The following is a 14,520-nucleotide window of genomic DNA, read 5'->3' as shown; positions in this document are numbered from 1 at the left end:
TCGGTCGCCGCGTCGCCCCCGGAGCGCGGACGTGTGTGTCACCAGGTGTCGGCGACGCGCTCGGCCAGCACCGCGACCGCGACCGCACCGGGGTCGAGCGACCCGATGCTGCGCTCGCCGGTGTAGGAGGCGCGTCCGCGGCGTGCCTGCATGGGCCGGGTTGCCTCGGCGGCCTCCCGGGCGCTGACGGCGGCGGCCTTCGCGATGTCCGCGGGTGCCGACCCCGCCGCGAGCTCCCGCTCGATCGTGTCGGTCATCGGCGCGAGCGCGTCGAGCAGCGTCTTCTCGCCGAGGTCCGCACCGCCGCGCGCCTTGATGCCCTCGATCGCGGCACGCAGCATCGCGACGACGTCGTCGCCGGTGATCTCCTGCTTGCCCTTGACCTGACCGGCCGCGCGCAGGAACGCGGTGCCCCAGATCGGCCCGGACGTGCCGCCGATCCGGCCCGACATGACGACGGCGACCTTCTGCAGGAACGTGCCCGTGTCGGAGCGGTCGAACGCGTCCCACTGGGCCAGCACGTTCTCGAACCCGCGGGCCAGCGAGAACCCGAAGTCACCGTCGCCGACCACGGAGTCGAGGTCCCCGAAGTACTTCTCGTTCTCGACGCAGCCCTCGGTGAGGGTGCGGACGACGGACTCGACACGGGCATCGGACACGGCAGTCGCTCTCTTCTAGGGGGTGGTGTGCAGGAGGTGCTCGACGTGTGACAGCTCGACCTGGCCGTCGATGGCCAGGTCGTGGGGGTTGCTCAGGACGGTGGCGGGGTGCTCGGGCAGGTCACCGAGCGAGCTGACGACCAGGGAGGCGCCGGTGAAGTCCTCGTCGGCCGTGTAGCTGCTCACCGTGACGATCGTTCGCAGCCCGGCACCGAGCGCGGCGCGCAGACCGTTGGCGCTGTCCTCGACGACGACGACGTCCTGAGGTCCGACGCGGAGCTCCCGCAGCGCGAGCAGGTAGATGTCGGGGGCGGGTTTCTTGGCGGGCACGACGTCCCCGGCGAACACCGTGAACGGGGCAGCCAGGTCGGCGCCGACGGCGTGCTCCAGCACGGCCCGGACGGATGCCTCGGCCGACGTCGACGCGACAGCCAGACCCCAGCCGGCGTCGGCCGCCTCCGCCACGATCCGCTCGATGCCGGGACGGCCGGGCAGGACGCCGTCGGCCACCATCGCCGTGTAGTGCGCCGTCTTCGCCTTGTGCCAGCGCGCGATCAGGTCGCGCTGCTCGTCGGGGTCGGTGGGCAGGTGCGCGGTCTCGGCGAACAGCGGCGTGAACACGGTCGCGAGGCGCTCCTTGCCCCCGCCGATCGCGAGCAGGTGCCCGTACTCCTCCTCGCTCCAGTGGATCGGCAGGCCGGCCTCGGCGAACGTCTGGTTGAACGCGGGCAGGTGCCCGTCGCGCTCGGTGTCGGCGAGGACGCCGTCGCAGTCGAAGATCAGCGTGGGGCTCACGAGGACGCCCTCCCGGCCGCGCCGAACTCCTCGATGTGCACCGCGATCGCGGCCTGCACCGCGGCGGAGATGTCCCGGAACATCGACGGCGGGTCCCACCTGTTCGTCGCCCGCGCCTCGGCCAGGTGCTTCTCGGCCGAGCGCATGTAGGCGACCTTCACGCCGGTGGAGATGTTGATCTTGGACACGCCCGCCGCGATGAACGTCGCGAAGTCCTCGGCGGACAACCCCGTGCCGCCGTGCAGGACGATCGGGCGGTCGGTCAGCGCCGCGAGCTCCCGCACGCGTTCCGGGAGCAGGACCGGCTGCGCCGTGTACTCGCCGTGCGCGGTGCCCAGCTGCGGGGCGAGCAGGTCGACCCCGGTGCGCTGGGCGACCGCCGCCAGGGTGCCGACGTCGTAGGAGTGGAGCGAGACGTCCGACCCAACGCCGTCCTCGACGCCGATGATGTTCTCGATCTCCGACTCGACGTCGACCCCCGCGGCGTGCGCCTCTGAGACCACCTCGGCGGTCTCCCGCTCGGCGGTCTCCAGGTCGCGGTCCGAGGCGTCGAACAGCACGGACGACCAGCCCGCCCGGACGACGTCGGAGATGACGGCCCGGTCGGGGCAGTGGTCGAGGTGCAGCGCGACGGGCACGGCCACGTCGCCGGCTGCGTGCCGGAACATCGTCGTGATCAGGTCGGTGCCGATCGAGCGGACGGTCTTGACGGAGATCTGGATGATCATCGGGGAGCTCGCGGCCACCGCCGCGGCGATCACGGCGCGCAGGGACAGGTCGTCGAGGATGTTCACCGCCGGGACCGCGTACCCGCGCTCGCGAGCAGTCCGCGTCATCGTCAGCGTCGACGAGATCATGCCCAGCCCTCCCGGCGAGCGGTCCAGCGCGACCGGGACCGCATCGTCCCGACCTCTCGGCAGTCTAGACAGGTCTACTCATGCACGACCAGACGCGCGCGATCCGTGGAACCCTGGAGCCATGACGAACGTCCTGCAGCGAGAGTCGGCGGTGCCGCTCTACGCGCAGCTCGAGCAGATCCTGCACACCCGGATCACCAGCGGCGAGTGGCTACCCGGCCAGCGCATCCCGTCCGAGAACGAGCTCAACCGGATCTACGGGCTCAGCCGGATGACCGTGCGAGGCGTGCTGACCAAGCTCGTCGGCGACGGCCTGCTGGTGCGCGTGCCGGGCAAGGGCACCTACGTCGCCACGCCCAAGATCAATGCGGTCTCACCGGCCTACCGGGGCGTGCGCGAGCAGCTCGAGGGCCTCGGCTACGAGACGTCGACGCGGCTGGTCTCGGTCGGGCTCGAGACGCCATCGTCGGGGGTTCTCGAGCGGCTCGCGCTCGGCGAGGGTGACGAGACGTACGTGATCGTCCGCGTCCGCTCCGTCCAGGGCGAGCCGATCAGCCTGCACCGCTCCTACGTGCCGGCCCGCCTGGCGCCCGGGCTCGACGGGCACGACGTCGTCGCCAACCAGCTGTGCGTCGTCCTGGAGGAGCACTACGGCCTGCCGATGAAGCGCGTGCACGAGGAGCTCGAGGCCGTCGCCGTGACGTCTGCCGACGCCAAGCACCTGGGCATGCGCCGCGGCGAGCCGGCCCTCCAGCTGCAGGACGTGATCTCCGACGCGCTGTCGCGGCCGTTCGAGTACTCGTCGATCGTCTTCCGCGGCGACCGCATGCGGCTGCGCTTCGACTACGACCGTTGACCATGTAGCACAAGTGCTACGGTGGCTTTCATGAGCCACTCCGTCGGTGTCCGCGAGCTGCGCCAGCACGCCAGCGAGGTCCTGCGCCGCGTCGAGGACGGGGAGCGGCTGACGGTGACGGTCAGCGGACGCGACGTCGCGATGCTCGTCCCCGCAACACGACGTGCCTGGCGTCGGTACGACGAGGTGGCCGACATCTGGGCCAGGCCGGCCGACCCCACGTTCGCGGCGACGCGTGACCTGCTCGACCAGCAGGTCACGGACCCGTTCGAGCGCCACGCGTGAGGGCGTTGCTCGACACCAGCGTGCTCGTGGGCGGCGCTGCCGACTTCGGCGACGCCGAGCTGGCCGTCAGCGCGATCAGCCTGGCCGAGCTGCACTTCGGTGTCCTTGTCGCGCCCGACGCCGCCGCCCGGGCTCTCCGGCTGCAGCGTCTGACGGCGGTCGAGCGGCGGTTCGACCCTCTTCCGGTGGACGCGATGGTCGCGGCAGCGTACGGACAGCTCGCCGCGGCCGTGCTCGCACACGGGAGGCAGCCACGCCGTCGCGCGTTCGACCTCATGATCGCTGCGACCGCGCTGGCGCACGACGCCACGCTGCTCACGTACACCATCGACGACTTCGCCGGGCTGGAGTCGCTGGTCGAGGTCCGCGTCCCGCAGCAGTAGCGGTCAGCCCTCCAGCAGGCCGCCGCCGACCCAGGCGCGGATCGCCGTGACGTCGCCGGCGCTCATCTGCATGCGCGCTCCCCGGCACAGTCCGACGACGTTGTCCGCCCACGCCGTCGCCAGGTCGCGCGACGTGACGGAGGACGTGAGACGCAGCCCGGCGAAGATGATGCCGCCGATGACGAAGTTGACGGTCGAGAGGCCGATCTTGGCGCCCGCCTTCTGGCACGCGTCGCGCACCCGTCGTGAGGTCTCGGCACGGTCGAACGGCTGGGCTGCGAGGTCGGCGGCGAGGGTCGTGAGCAGGACGCGGTAGGTGGACTGGCTCAGGCCGGGGGTGTCGGTCACCGCGACCACCTGGTTCTGCAGCGCGCTCGGCGCCATGTCCGTGACCGCGCCGGGCAGGTCGGCCTCGCCGAAGCGCGTGGGGTCCCAGACGTAGCCCGGCGGACGGGACGAGACACCGACCTCGGGGACGACCTTCGCCAGCCAGGGCAGGAACCCACCGGCACCCGCCCACCGCGACTCCGGCAGGGAGGGCTCGGTCTTCTGAGCCAGCTGCGCGATGGTGCCCAGCGGCACGGGGCGGTCGGCGGTCTGCACCCGCTGGAGCACCGCCTTGCGCGCCGCGGTGCTCGCGGGGGGTGTGGCGGCGACCGGCTCCTGCGCGGCCTTCTTGGCCCGTGCGGGCGGGGCCGTCACGACGGGAGGCTCGGCGACGACCGGGGGCTCGACGACCACGTTCTCCACCGGCAGCGTCGACGCGGTGTGCGTCACCAGGTCCGCCAGCTCGTCGGCGGTGATGACGGAGTCGGCCACCGCGCGGTACGCGCTGGCGGCCGGGCTCGCGGTCATGATCGTGACCCGACGGTCGGCCGCCCGGCAGCGCAGGGCAAGGGGAGTGAAGTCGGCGTCGGCGGAGACGATGACGAACTCCTCGTAGTGCGTCGGCGCGGCCAGCGCGTCGACCGCGTCGAGCACGAGGTTGATGTCGGCGCTGCTCTTGCCCTGCTGCGTCAGCGACGGGCAGTCGACCACCTGGAAGCCGGCGCGCGTGAAGTTGGGCCGGAACTGCGAGAACCGCGACGGGTTGAGGTAGCACGCGCGGATGAGGAACCGCCGCGAGAAGTCGCCCTCCGCGTCGGTGCCGGACTCCAGCTCGCTGAGCCAGTGGGCCGGGTTGGTGGCGAACGCCTCCGCGGCCACGGGGTCCAGGCGCTGCAGGCCGATGTACACGTTGTCGAAGTCGACGAACAGGGCGGTCCGAAAACGCCGAGCGGCGTCGGCACGGTCGGCAGTGGTCACGCTGGAGGAAGTCACCCGAGCATCTTCCCCGCTGACGCGGGCGGGCGCGTACCCCGACGCCGTGTTCTCGGTGTCGGCCTCGTCTCGTACGGCGACGGGCACACTGGACCGATGCACCTCCTGACCGGCGCCGGGGTGCCCGGACCCGCCGCCTGTGCCGAGCACCTGGTCTCGTCCGTCCTGCTCGGACCGGCCGGCCGCAGCCGAGGCGGGGACGCGCCGTGATCCGGCGACACCTCGTCGTCAGCGGGTGGGTGCAGGGCGTCGGCTTCCGGTGGTCGGTGTCCCGGGAGGCGCGCCGGCTCGGGGTGCGCGGCTGGGTGCGCAACCGGTCGGACGGGACCGTCGAGGCCGTCGCCGAGGGGCCCGAGGACGCTGTCGCGGCACTCGTCGCCTGGTGCCGCTCCGGCCCCGGCGGTGCGCAGGTGACCGGGGTCGACGTCACCGACGAGGCCCCTGAGGGGCTGTCCGGGTTCGAGATCGAGCCGTAGCCGGTCAGCGGATCCAGACGCGCAACGGGCCCGCGGGCTCGAAGCCGACCGCCAGCGGAGCAACGAGGTCGGCGCCGGCCTCGTAGCCGACGAGCGGGTGAGCACGCAGCTCTCGACGCGCGATCAGCCCCATCTCGGACCAGACGCGCTCGGGTTCGCCGCGGAGCACCCGCACGTTCGACACGCCCACGACGGTGCCCGCACCTGCCCCGGAACGGTTCAGGGCCGCGACGGCGATCGGCCCGCCGTCGTCGGCCGCCAGGAGCAGACGCACAGCCGGGTCGTCCAGGACGCCGGGCGTCAGCGCCGCCGAGCCGTGGGCCTCGAGCCAGAGCGGCAGCGTGCCGCGGTCGACGGCCCGCCACGGCAGGTCCGCGGCCGTCGGCGGTGCTGCGGGACGCACGAGCCACTGCGCCTCGAACAGCACCGACCAGCCGTGCGGTGCGAGGTCGAGGTCGGCGAACGAGTCCTTCACCGAGGCGCCCGGGGAGTCGTCGATGCCGGCGAGCACCTCGTCGGCTCGCACCCCGGGGCGCAGCGTGACCGCGTCCGGGTAGCCGTCCGGAGAGCGGCGGGACGTCCACCAGAGGTCCGCGCCCGCGGTCGTCGGCAGGCCCGCGGCGCGGCAGACCAGGTCGCACCAGGCGGCGTTGTTCGCGGCGGCGTCGTGCACGCCACGACTCTGCCGCACACGGTTTGCGGCCCGCACGCTGCACCAGTTCCGGCCTAGGGAATGTCCCGCCGGTCCGGTCCGACGTACTGGCTCAGCGGCCGGATCAGCGAGTTGGCGCTGAGCTGCTCCATGATGTGCGCGGTCCAGCCCGTGACGCGGCTGGCGACGAACAGCGGCGTGAAGGTCGGGGTGTCGAACCCCATGAGGTGGTACGCAGGGCCGGTGGGGTAGTCGAGGTTCGGCAGGATGTTCTTGCGCTCGGTCATGGCGGACTCGAGAGCGTCGTACAGGTCGAGCATGTCGTGGCGGTCGTAGTGCTCGACCAGGGTCACCAGCGCCTCGCGCATGGTCGGCACCCGCGAGTCGCCGTGCTTGTAGACGCGGTGGCCGAAGCCCATGATCTTGCGCTTGCTCGCCAGGGCGTCGTCGAGCCAGGCGGCCGCACGATCGGCGGTGCCGATCTCGGCGAACGTCTTCATGACCGCCTCGTTGGCACCGCCGTGCAGGGGTCCCTTGAGCGCGCCGACCGCACCCGTGACCGCCGAGTGCAGGTCCGACAGGGTGGACGCGATGACGCGGGCGGTGAACGTCGAGGCGTTGAACGAGTGCTCCGCGTACAGCACCATCGAGACCTCGAACGCCTTCACGACGACGGGGTCGGGCACCTCGCCGAACGTCACGTGCAGGAAGTTCTCCGCGAAGCCGAGGTCGTGCCGCGGGGCCACCGGCTCCTGCCCGCGCCGGCGCCGCTGGTCGAGCGCGACGACCCCCGGCAGCTGCGCGAACAGCCGCACGGACTTGGCCAGGTTCGCCTCGACGGAGGAGTCCTCCTCGGTCGGGTCGTGCGCGCCGAGGACGCTCACCGCGGTGCGGACCACGTCCATCGGGTGGCAGGTGGTGGGCAGCGACAGCACGGCCTGGACCACGTCGTCGTCCAGCGCGCGCTGCGAGCGCTCGTCCTGCTGCAGCTGGGCTAGCTCATCGGGGGTCGGCAGCTCGCCGTGCCACAGCAGGTACGCGACCTGCTCGAACGAGCACCGCGCCGCCAGCTGCTGCACGGGGTAGCCGCGGTACAGCAGCGAGTTGCTCGCGGCGTCCACCGAGGAGACCTGCGTGGTGTCCACGACGACGCCGGCGAGGCCCTTGTGGATCTGGGTGTCGGACTCGGTCATGCGGTGTGCCTCCATCGTCGTTGACGGGACCCGTGCGTCAGGAAAGCAGAGGTGCTGGTCAGAGCCTGAAGTTGAACACGTTCGCGTCGAACTGACCGTAGGACTCGTAGTCCAGGAGGTCGTAGAGCTCGGCGCGCGTCTGCATCCGGTCCAGCAGCCCGGCCTGCGTGCCCTCGGCGCGGATGGTGTCGAGCCCCGCCATCGCGGCCCCCATCGCCAGCCGGAGCAGCGTGACGGGGTAGATGACGATGTTCATACCGATGTCCTCGAGCTGGCGTGCGGTCAGCAGCTCACCCTTGCCGAACTCGGTCATGTTGGCCAGCAGCGGCACGTCGACGGCGGCGCGCATCGCCGCGAACTCCTCCGCTCCGGTCAGCGCCTCGGGGAAGACCGCGTCGGCGCCGGCGTCGACCAGCGCCTTGGCTCGGTCGACCGCCGCCGCGAGCCCGTCGACCGCCCGGATGTCGGTGCGGGCGATGATCAGGAAGTTCGGGTCACGGCGTCCGTCGACGGCGGCCCGGATGCGCTTGAGCGCGGTGTCGTCGTCGACCACGGCCTTGCCGTCGAGGTGTCCGCAGCGCTTCGGGTTGACCTGGTCCTCGATGTGGCAGCCGGCGAGCCCGGCGTCCTCGAGCCCCTGGATGGTGCGGGCCACGTTCATGGGCTCACCGAACCCGGTGTCCGCGTCCACGATCGCGGGCAGGCCGGTCATCCGCGCGATCTGCCCGGCGCGCTGCGTGACCTCCGTGGCCGTGGTCAGCCCGATGTCCGGCAGCCCCAGGTCGGCGGCGAGCACGGCCCCGGACACGTAGACACCGTCGAAGCCCTTGGCCTCGATCAGCCGCGCGGACAGCGGGTTGAACGCACCGGGCAACCGCAGGAGCCCGCCCGACGCGAGCCCGTCCCGCAGAGCGACGCGCTTGTCGGCCGGCGTCGTGGTCGCGTACAGCATCAGAACAGTCCTTCCGGGGTGCTCACGGCGTCGAGGAGGCCCGCGGGCGCCACGACCGTGAGCCCCGCCAGCTCGTCGGCGGTCAGGGACGGCAGGCGCTGGGCGACGTCGAGGAACCGCTCGATCTCGTCCTGTGCGAGAACCCCGGCGGCGAGCGACCGGAACTTCGCCACGTACTGCTCGCGCGCGAACGGCCGCGCCCCCAGCGGGTGGGCGTCGGCCACGGCCAGTTCCGCGACGACGACCTCTCCGCCGGTGGTCGTGATCTCGACGCGGCCACCGAACGCCTTCTGCGCGGGGTCGCTCGAGTGGTATCGCTCCGTCCACGCGGGGTCCTCGGTGGTGGTGACCTTCTGCCACAGCTTGACCGTGTCCGCGCGGGCAGCCCGGTCGGGCGCGTAGGAGGCGACGTGGTCCCAGACGCCGTCCTGCAGCGCGACCGTGAAGATGTACGGGATCGAGTGGTCGAGCGTCTCGCGCGACGCCGTCGGGTCGTACTTCTGCGGGTCGTTCGCGCCGGACCCGATCACGTAGTGCGTGTGGTGGGACGTGTGGATGACGATCGAGACCACGTTGTGCGGGCTGGCCAGGTCAGGGCGCTCACGGTGCAGGCGGCGCGCCAGGTCGATGAGCGCCTGCGACTGGTACTCCGCCGAGTGCTCCTTGGTGTACGTGTCGAGGATCGCGCGCTTGGCCTCGCCGGGGGCGGGCAGCGGCACGTCGTAGGCGGCGTCAGGCCCGTCGAGCATCCAGGCGATGACGCCGTCCTCGCCCTCGTAGATGGGGGTCGGCGACGTCTCGCCACGCATCGCCCGGTCCACGGCCTCGATGGCGACCTTGCCCGCGAACGCCGGGGCGTAGGCCTTCCAGGACGAGATCTCGCCCTTGCGCGACTGCCGTGTGGCGGTCGTCGTGTGCAGCGCCTGGCCGACCGCGTGGAAGATCACCTCGGGCGACAGGTCGAGCAGCGTGCCCAGACCGGCGGCCACCGACGGCCCCAGGTGGGCGACGTGGTCGATCTTGTGCGCGTGCAGGCTGATCGAGCGGACCAGGTCGACCTGGATCTCGTACCCCGTGGCGATGGCCCGCACCAGAGCGGCCCCGTCCCGTCCGGTGTGCTGCGCGACCGCGACGAGCGGCGGGATGTTGTCCCCCGGGTGCGAGTAGTCGGCCGCGAGGAACGTGTCGTGGTAGTCGAGCTCGCGGACCGCGACGCCGTTGGCCCAGGCCGCCCACTCCGGGCTCACCCGCGTCGCCGGGTCCACCCCGGAGACCGTCGCGCCGTTGCGAGAGCCCGCGTACGGGTGCGCGAGCGCCTGCGCACGGGCGGTCGACGGGGGAGTCCGCGTCAGCGAGGCGACCGTGACCGCCGCGTTGTCGATCACGCGGTTGATGATCATGTCGACCACGTCGTCCGGTACCTCGACGGGGTCGGCGGCGACCTCGGCGATGGCCCAGGCCAGCTGGTCGGTGCGTGCCAGGCGGTCGGCGCTCGGGTGCACGCGCACGGCGTGGTTCTGGGTCATCTGCTCGCTTCCGGTCAGTTCAGTGCGGGTGGGTCAACGTGCGTGAGCCATGTCCCCGACGGCCAACCGTCGGAGCACCTCGACGACGACGGCCGCGGACCGGTCGGCAGCGTCGTCGACGTGCGTGAGGAAGTCCGCGCCGGCGACCGGGCCGCACAGGTCCGAGATGCCGCGGACCGACAGGAACGGCACCGCGTAGAGGTGTGCGGTGTGCGCGAGCGCGGCCGACTCCATGTCCGTGGCCATGGCCGCCGGGAACGCGCTGCGGATCCGGTCGATGCGGCTGGCGTCGATGAACGCGTCGCCGGACAGGATGGTGCCGGTCAGGACGCGCAGGTCGACGGCCGCCGTCACGGCCGCGTCGTGCAGGATCTGTTCGGCCTCGTACACCTCGGGCATGCCCGGGACCTGGCCCAGCTCGTACCCGAACGCCCGCGCATCGGCACCGGAGTAGAGGTACTCGGAGCCGACGACGACGTCGCCGACCCGCACGTCGAGCCCGACGCCGCCCGCGCTGCCGGCGCTGATGACGGCCCGCGGGTGCGTGCCCTGGATGGCGACGGCGGCGGCCGTGGCGGAGTTCACCAGCCCGATCCCGCACTGCACCAGCAGGACCTGCCGGCCGCAGACGGTCAGCAGGCGGTGCTCGGCGTGACCCATCTGTGTGGGGTCCCCGACGACGTCGGCACGCGCGAGGAACGCGGCCGACTCGTCGGGCATCGCGGTGACGATGACCGCGTCGACGGCGATCATGCGGTGACGGTCGCCCACTCCGCGCGGGCACCCAGGAACGTCCTGGCGGCGTCCTGCGCCCCGGACAGCGTGTGGTTGGCGCCCCAGCCGCACTGCACCTCGTTCGCGGCCGGCACCTCGGTCGCCGTCGTGATGTCCGTGAGGGTGTCCTCGACCAGGCCCAGGACGTCGTCGTAGTCCCACTCGCCCTGCAGGATCAGGTAGAACCCCGTCTGGCAGCCCATCGGGGAGAAGTCGATGACGCGCTCCGAGTGGTTGCGCGAGTGCTCCGCGAACAGGTGCTCGAGGGAGTGCACCGTCGGCATCTCGAGGTGGGCGACGTTCGGCTGCGTGAAGCGGACGTCGTACTTCTGGATCACGTCCCCGGCGGGCAGCTGCTTGGTGTCCGCCAGGCGCACGTACGGCGCGGCGACGGTCCGGTGGTCGAGGTTGAACGACTCGACGTTCATGCGGGGCTGGTTCACGGCACAGGTCCTTCTCGGTCGGCGACGGTCCATTCTCACCCGCGAGCGCCCGGCGGCCGAACGCACGTCCCCTACGATCGGCCGGTGCCGACCCCTGAGTACGTCCTCGCCCTGCGTGCTGCCGCCGGTCACGCGCTGCTCTGGCTTCCCGGTGTGACGGCCGTCGTCGTGCGCGGCGACGAGGTCCTCCTGGTCAAGCGTGCGGACAACGGCGAGTGGACGCCGGTCACCGGCATCATCGACCCGGGGGAGGAGCCGGCCGTCGCCGGCGCCCGCGAGGTGCTCGAGGAGGCCGGCGTCGTCGCGGTCGCGGAGCGTCTGACGTGGGTGCACGCGCTGCCGCCGATGGCCTACGACAACGGGGACCGCGCGCAGTACCTCGACCACACGTTCCGGTTCCGGTACGTGTCGGGCGAGCCCTTCCCTGCGGACGGGGAGAACACCGAGGCGGCCTGGTACGCGCTCGACGCGCTCCCGCCCATGTCCGCGGAGATGCACGCGCGGATCGCGAGCGCACTGGCCCCCGCCGGACCGGCAGCGTTCGAGTCCTGAGTCACCGCGCAAGGCGCTCGACGTCACCGTGCAGGGCGCTCGACGTCACCGCGCGAGGCGCTCGACGACCGCGCCGTACAGCCGGGGTGCCGTGACGGCCAGCGGCACGATTCCGCGCCGCAGCGGTGACCCGGCGGCGGCGAGCAGGCCGCTGGTGAGCACCCGGTAGTCGCGGGTGGCCGCGGTCCACGCCTTCTCGTAGGCCGCGTTGGAGCGGCGGACGTCGTCGTCCAGCGTGGCGACGGCCGCGTGCGCCTGCGCGAGCCCGACCCGTACCCCCTCGCCGGTCAGGGCGTCGACGTAGCCCGACGCGTCCCCCACCAGGCGGACGCGCCCTGTCGTGCGGTGCTGGCTCTGCTGGTACATCGGGCCGGCGCCGCGGACGGGGCCCAGCCGCTCGGCGTCACCGAGGCGTCGGCGCAGGGCGTCGAACGAGTCGAGCGTCCGGTCGTAGTCGTGGTGGGCCGGGCCCAGGAGCGCGACGCCGACCACGTCGTCGGCCACCGGGGTCACGTAGGCCTCGACGGTGCGCCCCCAGTGCACCTCGACCAGGTCGGTCCACGGCTCCACCCGGAAGTGGCGGCGCACCCCGAAGCGTCGGGCGCGCAGGCGGTGGTGCGTCGCGAGGTCGACCTGGCGGCGCACCGTCGAGTGCAGTCCGTCGCAGGCCAGGAGCCAGCGCCCCCGGATCCCCGCGCACCACACGGAGGACGCGTCCTGCTCGACGGCACCGGCCCGCCCGGGGACGACGTGGGCACCCAGCTCCAGCGCGCGCGCGGCGAGGGCGGCGTGCAGCACGGTCCGTCGGACCCCGCGGCCGGGCGACGACCTGAAGAGATGGTCGGCGGTGCGCTCGCCCCGCAGGTACCGGATCCCGGTGAGCGTGTGCCCCGTGGGATCGACGCCGAGCCGGGCGAGGGCCTCGACCGCGCCCGGCATCAGCCCTTCGCCGCACGCCTTGTCCACGGGCGTCGCACGGGGCTCGACGACGATGACGGACAGCCCCGCGAGCCGCCCCTCGATCGCCACGGCGAGCCCCACCGGTCCGCCGCCGATCACCAGCAGGTCGGCGTCGGGTGTCATGCCGGGGCCGGGCTGACAGACCGCAGGGCGCGCTCCTCCGTGGGGATCCGGAAGCCGAGCAGGAGCACGGCGTTCAGCACGGTGAACGCGACCGCGGTGACCCACGCCGTGTGCACGAGGGGGAGCGCGGCTCCCTCGACAGCGACGGCGACGTAGTTCGGGTGGCTCAGCCAGCGGTACGGGCCGCGGCGGACCAGCGCCACGCCGGGCACGACGATGACCCGGGTGCTCCACTGGTTGCCGAGCGTGCCGATGCACCACCAGCGCAGCACGTTCGCCGCGACGACGAGTGCCAGCGCGGTCCACCCGAGCGCGGGGACGAACGGCCGGTCCGCCACGTGCACCTCGACCACGCACGCGACGAGCAGACCGGTGTGCAGCGCCACCATCGGCGGGTAGTGCCGCTTGCCGGTCTCGACGCCGCCGTGCGCGAACGCCCAGGTCACGTGGCGTTGGGAGACGATCAGCTCGGCCAGGCGCTCGAACGCGACGACGACGATCAGCCAGTCGTACCAGCTCACCTACGGCTCCTCGGGCCAACGCAGCAGGACGGTCTCCGTGCACACGCCGGGACCGATGGCGAAGAGGACACCGGCGGACCCGGGGATCTGCCCACCGGTCGCCAGCTCGTCGGCGAGCACGTGCAGGACTCCGGACGAGCTCAGGTTGCCGACCCGCGCCAGCGACCGCCAGCTCGCCGCAAAGGCCTCCTCGGGCAGCTCGAGCGCGCTCGCCGCGGCCTGCAGGATGCGTGGCCCGCCGGTGTGCGCCACCCACGTGCCGACGTCGGCGACCTTGAGGTCGTGCGCGGCGAGCAGGTCGACGACGCCGGGGCCTAGGTTCTGCTCGACGATGTCCGCGAGGCTCGCCGCGAGCACGATCCGGAACCCGCTGCCGCCGATGTCCCAGCCGAGCGCGTCGGTGGTGCCCGGCACCAGGTCGCTGCGGGAGTCGACCACGTCGACGCCGCCGGGCACGTCGTCCACGCGGTCGCTGCCCACCATCACGACGGCCGCGGCGCCGTCCCCGAACAGCCCGCTGGACACGATGTTCGCCATCGAGTCGTCGCCCTGCTGCAGCGTGAGCGAGCACAGCTCGACCGAGACGAGCAGGGCGACGTCCTGCGGGTGGCCCTGCAGGTGGTCCCGCACCCGGGCGATCCCCGCGGCGCCCGCGACGCACCCGAGCCCGAACACGGGGACCCGCTTGACGTCGGGGCGCAGCCCGACCCGCTCGACCAGGAGCACGTCGAGCGACGGGGTGGCGATGCCGGTGATCGACGTGACCATCAGGAAGTCGACGTCCTCGGGCTCCAGCCCGGCCTGTGCCAGGGCCCGCCGGCATGCCTCGGCCGCCAGGGACGTGCCCTCCCGGACGAACACGTCGTTGGCGGTCGTGAACGAGGTCAGACCGGCGTACTGGTCGAGGGGCAGCGTGAGGTGGCGGGTCTGGATGCCTGTGGCGGCGTGGATCCGCTCGATCGTCGCCAGCCGGCGCGGGTCGGACGAGAGCAGCGGAGCGATCGCTGCGGTGATCTCGCTCTGGGCGTGGACGTGCTGGGGGAGGACGGGGGCAATCGCGGCGATACGCGCCATCCGGGCATCGTGCCATGCGCTGGTGCGTCGGGCACGCGTCTGGGCCGTGCGGAACAATCTCTCGAGATGTCGCCCGACCTGCGACGATGGCGCGTCGATGCGGAGGTGAGCAGGTGGGG

The 14,520-nt window shown here is 72.5% G+C and carries 18 protein-coding genes; 5 read left to right on the top strand and 13 right to left on the bottom strand.

The annotated features are described in order from the left end of the window. Positions 1 to 38: 38 nt before the first annotated feature. Genes dhaL through ASG23_RS06145 form a run of 3 tightly spaced genes read right to left on the bottom strand, consistent with a single transcriptional unit; the run spans position 39 to position 2,311 of the window. Positions 39 to 659 carry a dihydroxyacetone kinase subunit DhaL gene (gene dhaL, locus ASG23_RS06155; protein ID WP_056021696.1) on the bottom strand — a complete coding sequence of 207 codons (621 nt, stop codon included), beginning with the start codon at positions 657 to 659 and terminating at the stop codon, positions 39 to 41. Between the two features lie 15 nt (positions 660 to 674). Next, positions 675 to 1,454: an HAD-IA family hydrolase gene (locus tag ASG23_RS06150; RefSeq protein ID WP_056021693.1), complete on the bottom strand. Its 780-nt coding sequence runs from the start codon at positions 1,452 to 1,454 to the stop codon at positions 675 to 677. Further along, positions 1,451 to 2,311: a class II fructose-bisphosphate aldolase gene (locus ASG23_RS06145; RefSeq protein ID WP_056021690.1), complete on the bottom strand. Its 861-nt coding sequence runs from the start codon at positions 2,309 to 2,311 to the stop codon at positions 1,451 to 1,453. Before ASG23_RS06145 ends, ASG23_RS06150 begins: the two co-directional genes overlap by 4 nt. A 121-nt stretch (positions 2,312 to 2,432) precedes the next feature. On the opposite strand from ASG23_RS06145, the gene ASG23_RS06140 reads away from it, so the two are divergent. The 3 genes from ASG23_RS06140 to ASG23_RS06130 are packed head-to-tail and all read left to right on the top strand — an operon-like array spanning position 2,433 to position 3,835. Further along, positions 2,433 to 3,167 carry a GntR family transcriptional regulator gene (locus tag ASG23_RS06140; protein ID WP_056021687.1) on the top strand — a complete coding sequence of 245 codons (735 nt, stop codon included), beginning with the start codon at positions 2,433 to 2,435 and terminating at the stop codon, positions 3,165 to 3,167. 30 nt (positions 3,168 to 3,197) lie between these two features. Beyond that, positions 3,198 to 3,452: a type II toxin-antitoxin system Phd/YefM family antitoxin gene (locus ASG23_RS06135; protein ID WP_056021684.1), complete on the top strand. Its 255-nt coding sequence runs from the start codon at positions 3,198 to 3,200 to the stop codon at positions 3,450 to 3,452. Continuing rightward, entirely contained in the window at positions 3,449 to 3,835 is a 387-nt protein-coding gene (locus ASG23_RS06130; RefSeq protein ID WP_056021681.1) for a PIN domain-containing protein, read from the top strand. Before ASG23_RS06135 ends, ASG23_RS06130 begins: the two co-directional genes overlap by 4 nt. A gap of 3 nt (positions 3,836 to 3,838) precedes the next feature. On the opposite strand, the gene ASG23_RS06125 is transcribed toward ASG23_RS06130, so the two are convergent. Beyond that, complete coding sequence (locus ASG23_RS06125; protein ID WP_162242663.1) at positions 3,839 to 5,155, bottom strand: NYN domain-containing protein; 1,317 nt, start codon at positions 5,153 to 5,155, stop codon at positions 3,839 to 3,841. Between the two features lie 206 nt (positions 5,156 to 5,361). On the opposite strand from ASG23_RS06125, the gene ASG23_RS06120 reads away from it, so the two are divergent. Continuing rightward, positions 5,362 to 5,631 carry an acylphosphatase gene (locus ASG23_RS06120; RefSeq protein WP_056021674.1) on the top strand — a complete coding sequence of 90 codons (270 nt, stop codon included), beginning with the start codon at positions 5,362 to 5,364 and terminating at the stop codon, positions 5,629 to 5,631. Between the two features lie 4 nt (positions 5,632 to 5,635). On the opposite strand, the gene ASG23_RS06115 is transcribed toward ASG23_RS06120, so the two are convergent. From ASG23_RS06115 to ASG23_RS06090, 6 genes are read right to left on the bottom strand one after another with little or no spacing between them, the layout of a single operon-like run. Continuing rightward, the gene (locus ASG23_RS06115) at positions 5,636 to 6,304 is read right to left on the bottom strand and encodes a hypothetical protein (protein WP_056021670.1); all 669 of its coding nucleotides are present in this window, start codon (positions 6,302 to 6,304) and stop codon (positions 5,636 to 5,638) included. Between the two features lie 53 nt (positions 6,305 to 6,357). Continuing rightward, positions 6,358 to 7,476: a bifunctional 2-methylcitrate synthase/citrate synthase gene (locus tag ASG23_RS06110; protein WP_056021666.1), complete on the bottom strand. Its 1,119-nt coding sequence runs from the start codon at positions 7,474 to 7,476 to the stop codon at positions 6,358 to 6,360. A gap of 58 nt (positions 7,477 to 7,534) precedes the next feature. Continuing rightward, a complete protein-coding gene (prpB, locus tag ASG23_RS06105) occupies positions 7,535 to 8,428 on the bottom strand; it encodes a methylisocitrate lyase (protein WP_056021663.1) in 894 nt (297 codons plus the stop codon). Next, positions 8,428 to 9,954, bottom strand: coding sequence for an MmgE/PrpD family protein (locus tag ASG23_RS06100; RefSeq protein WP_056021660.1), 1,527 nt, complete (start codon positions 9,952 to 9,954; stop codon positions 8,428 to 8,430). Before ASG23_RS06100 ends, prpB begins: the two co-directional genes overlap by 1 nt. Positions 9,955 to 9,987: 33 nt before the next feature. Next, complete coding sequence (locus tag ASG23_RS06095) at positions 9,988 to 10,707, bottom strand: 5'-methylthioadenosine/adenosylhomocysteine nucleosidase (protein ID WP_056022687.1); 720 nt, start codon at positions 10,705 to 10,707, stop codon at positions 9,988 to 9,990. Further along, entirely contained in the window at positions 10,704 to 11,156 is a 453-nt protein-coding gene (locus ASG23_RS06090) for an S-ribosylhomocysteine lyase (protein ID WP_056022684.1), read from the bottom strand. The genes ASG23_RS06095 and ASG23_RS06090 overlap by 4 nt, the downstream gene beginning before the upstream one ends. A 99-nt stretch (positions 11,157 to 11,255) precedes the next feature. Between ASG23_RS06090 and ASG23_RS06085 the strand changes: the two genes are divergently transcribed. Beyond that, complete coding sequence (locus tag ASG23_RS06085; protein WP_056021656.1) at positions 11,256 to 11,723, top strand: NUDIX hydrolase; 468 nt, start codon at positions 11,256 to 11,258, stop codon at positions 11,721 to 11,723. Positions 11,724 to 11,768: 45 nt separating this feature from the next. Here ASG23_RS06085 and ASG23_RS06080 read toward each other — a convergent pair whose 3' ends face one another. The 3 genes from ASG23_RS06080 to ASG23_RS06070 are packed head-to-tail and all read right to left on the bottom strand — an operon-like array spanning position 11,769 to position 14,401. Further along, positions 11,769 to 12,806 (bottom strand): NAD(P)/FAD-dependent oxidoreductase, encoded by a 1,038-nt coding sequence (locus ASG23_RS06080; RefSeq protein ID WP_056021653.1) that lies wholly within the window; start codon positions 12,804 to 12,806, stop codon positions 11,769 to 11,771. After that, a complete protein-coding gene (locus tag ASG23_RS06075; RefSeq protein ID WP_056021651.1) occupies positions 12,803 to 13,327 on the bottom strand; it encodes an isoprenylcysteine carboxyl methyltransferase family protein in 525 nt (174 codons plus the stop codon). The genes ASG23_RS06080 and ASG23_RS06075 overlap by 4 nt, the downstream gene beginning before the upstream one ends. Next, complete coding sequence (locus ASG23_RS06070; RefSeq protein WP_056021648.1) at positions 13,328 to 14,401, bottom strand: type III polyketide synthase; 1,074 nt, start codon at positions 14,399 to 14,401, stop codon at positions 13,328 to 13,330. Positions 14,402 to 14,520: the final 119 nt, after the last annotated feature.

The organism is Cellulomonas sp. Leaf395, assembly GCF_001424125.1.
GTDB lineage: Bacteria > Actinomycetota > Actinomycetes > Actinomycetales > Cellulomonadaceae > Cellulomonas.
Note: the sequence above shows the minus strand (reverse complement) of the source record. Positions and strands in the feature narration are given on the sequence as shown.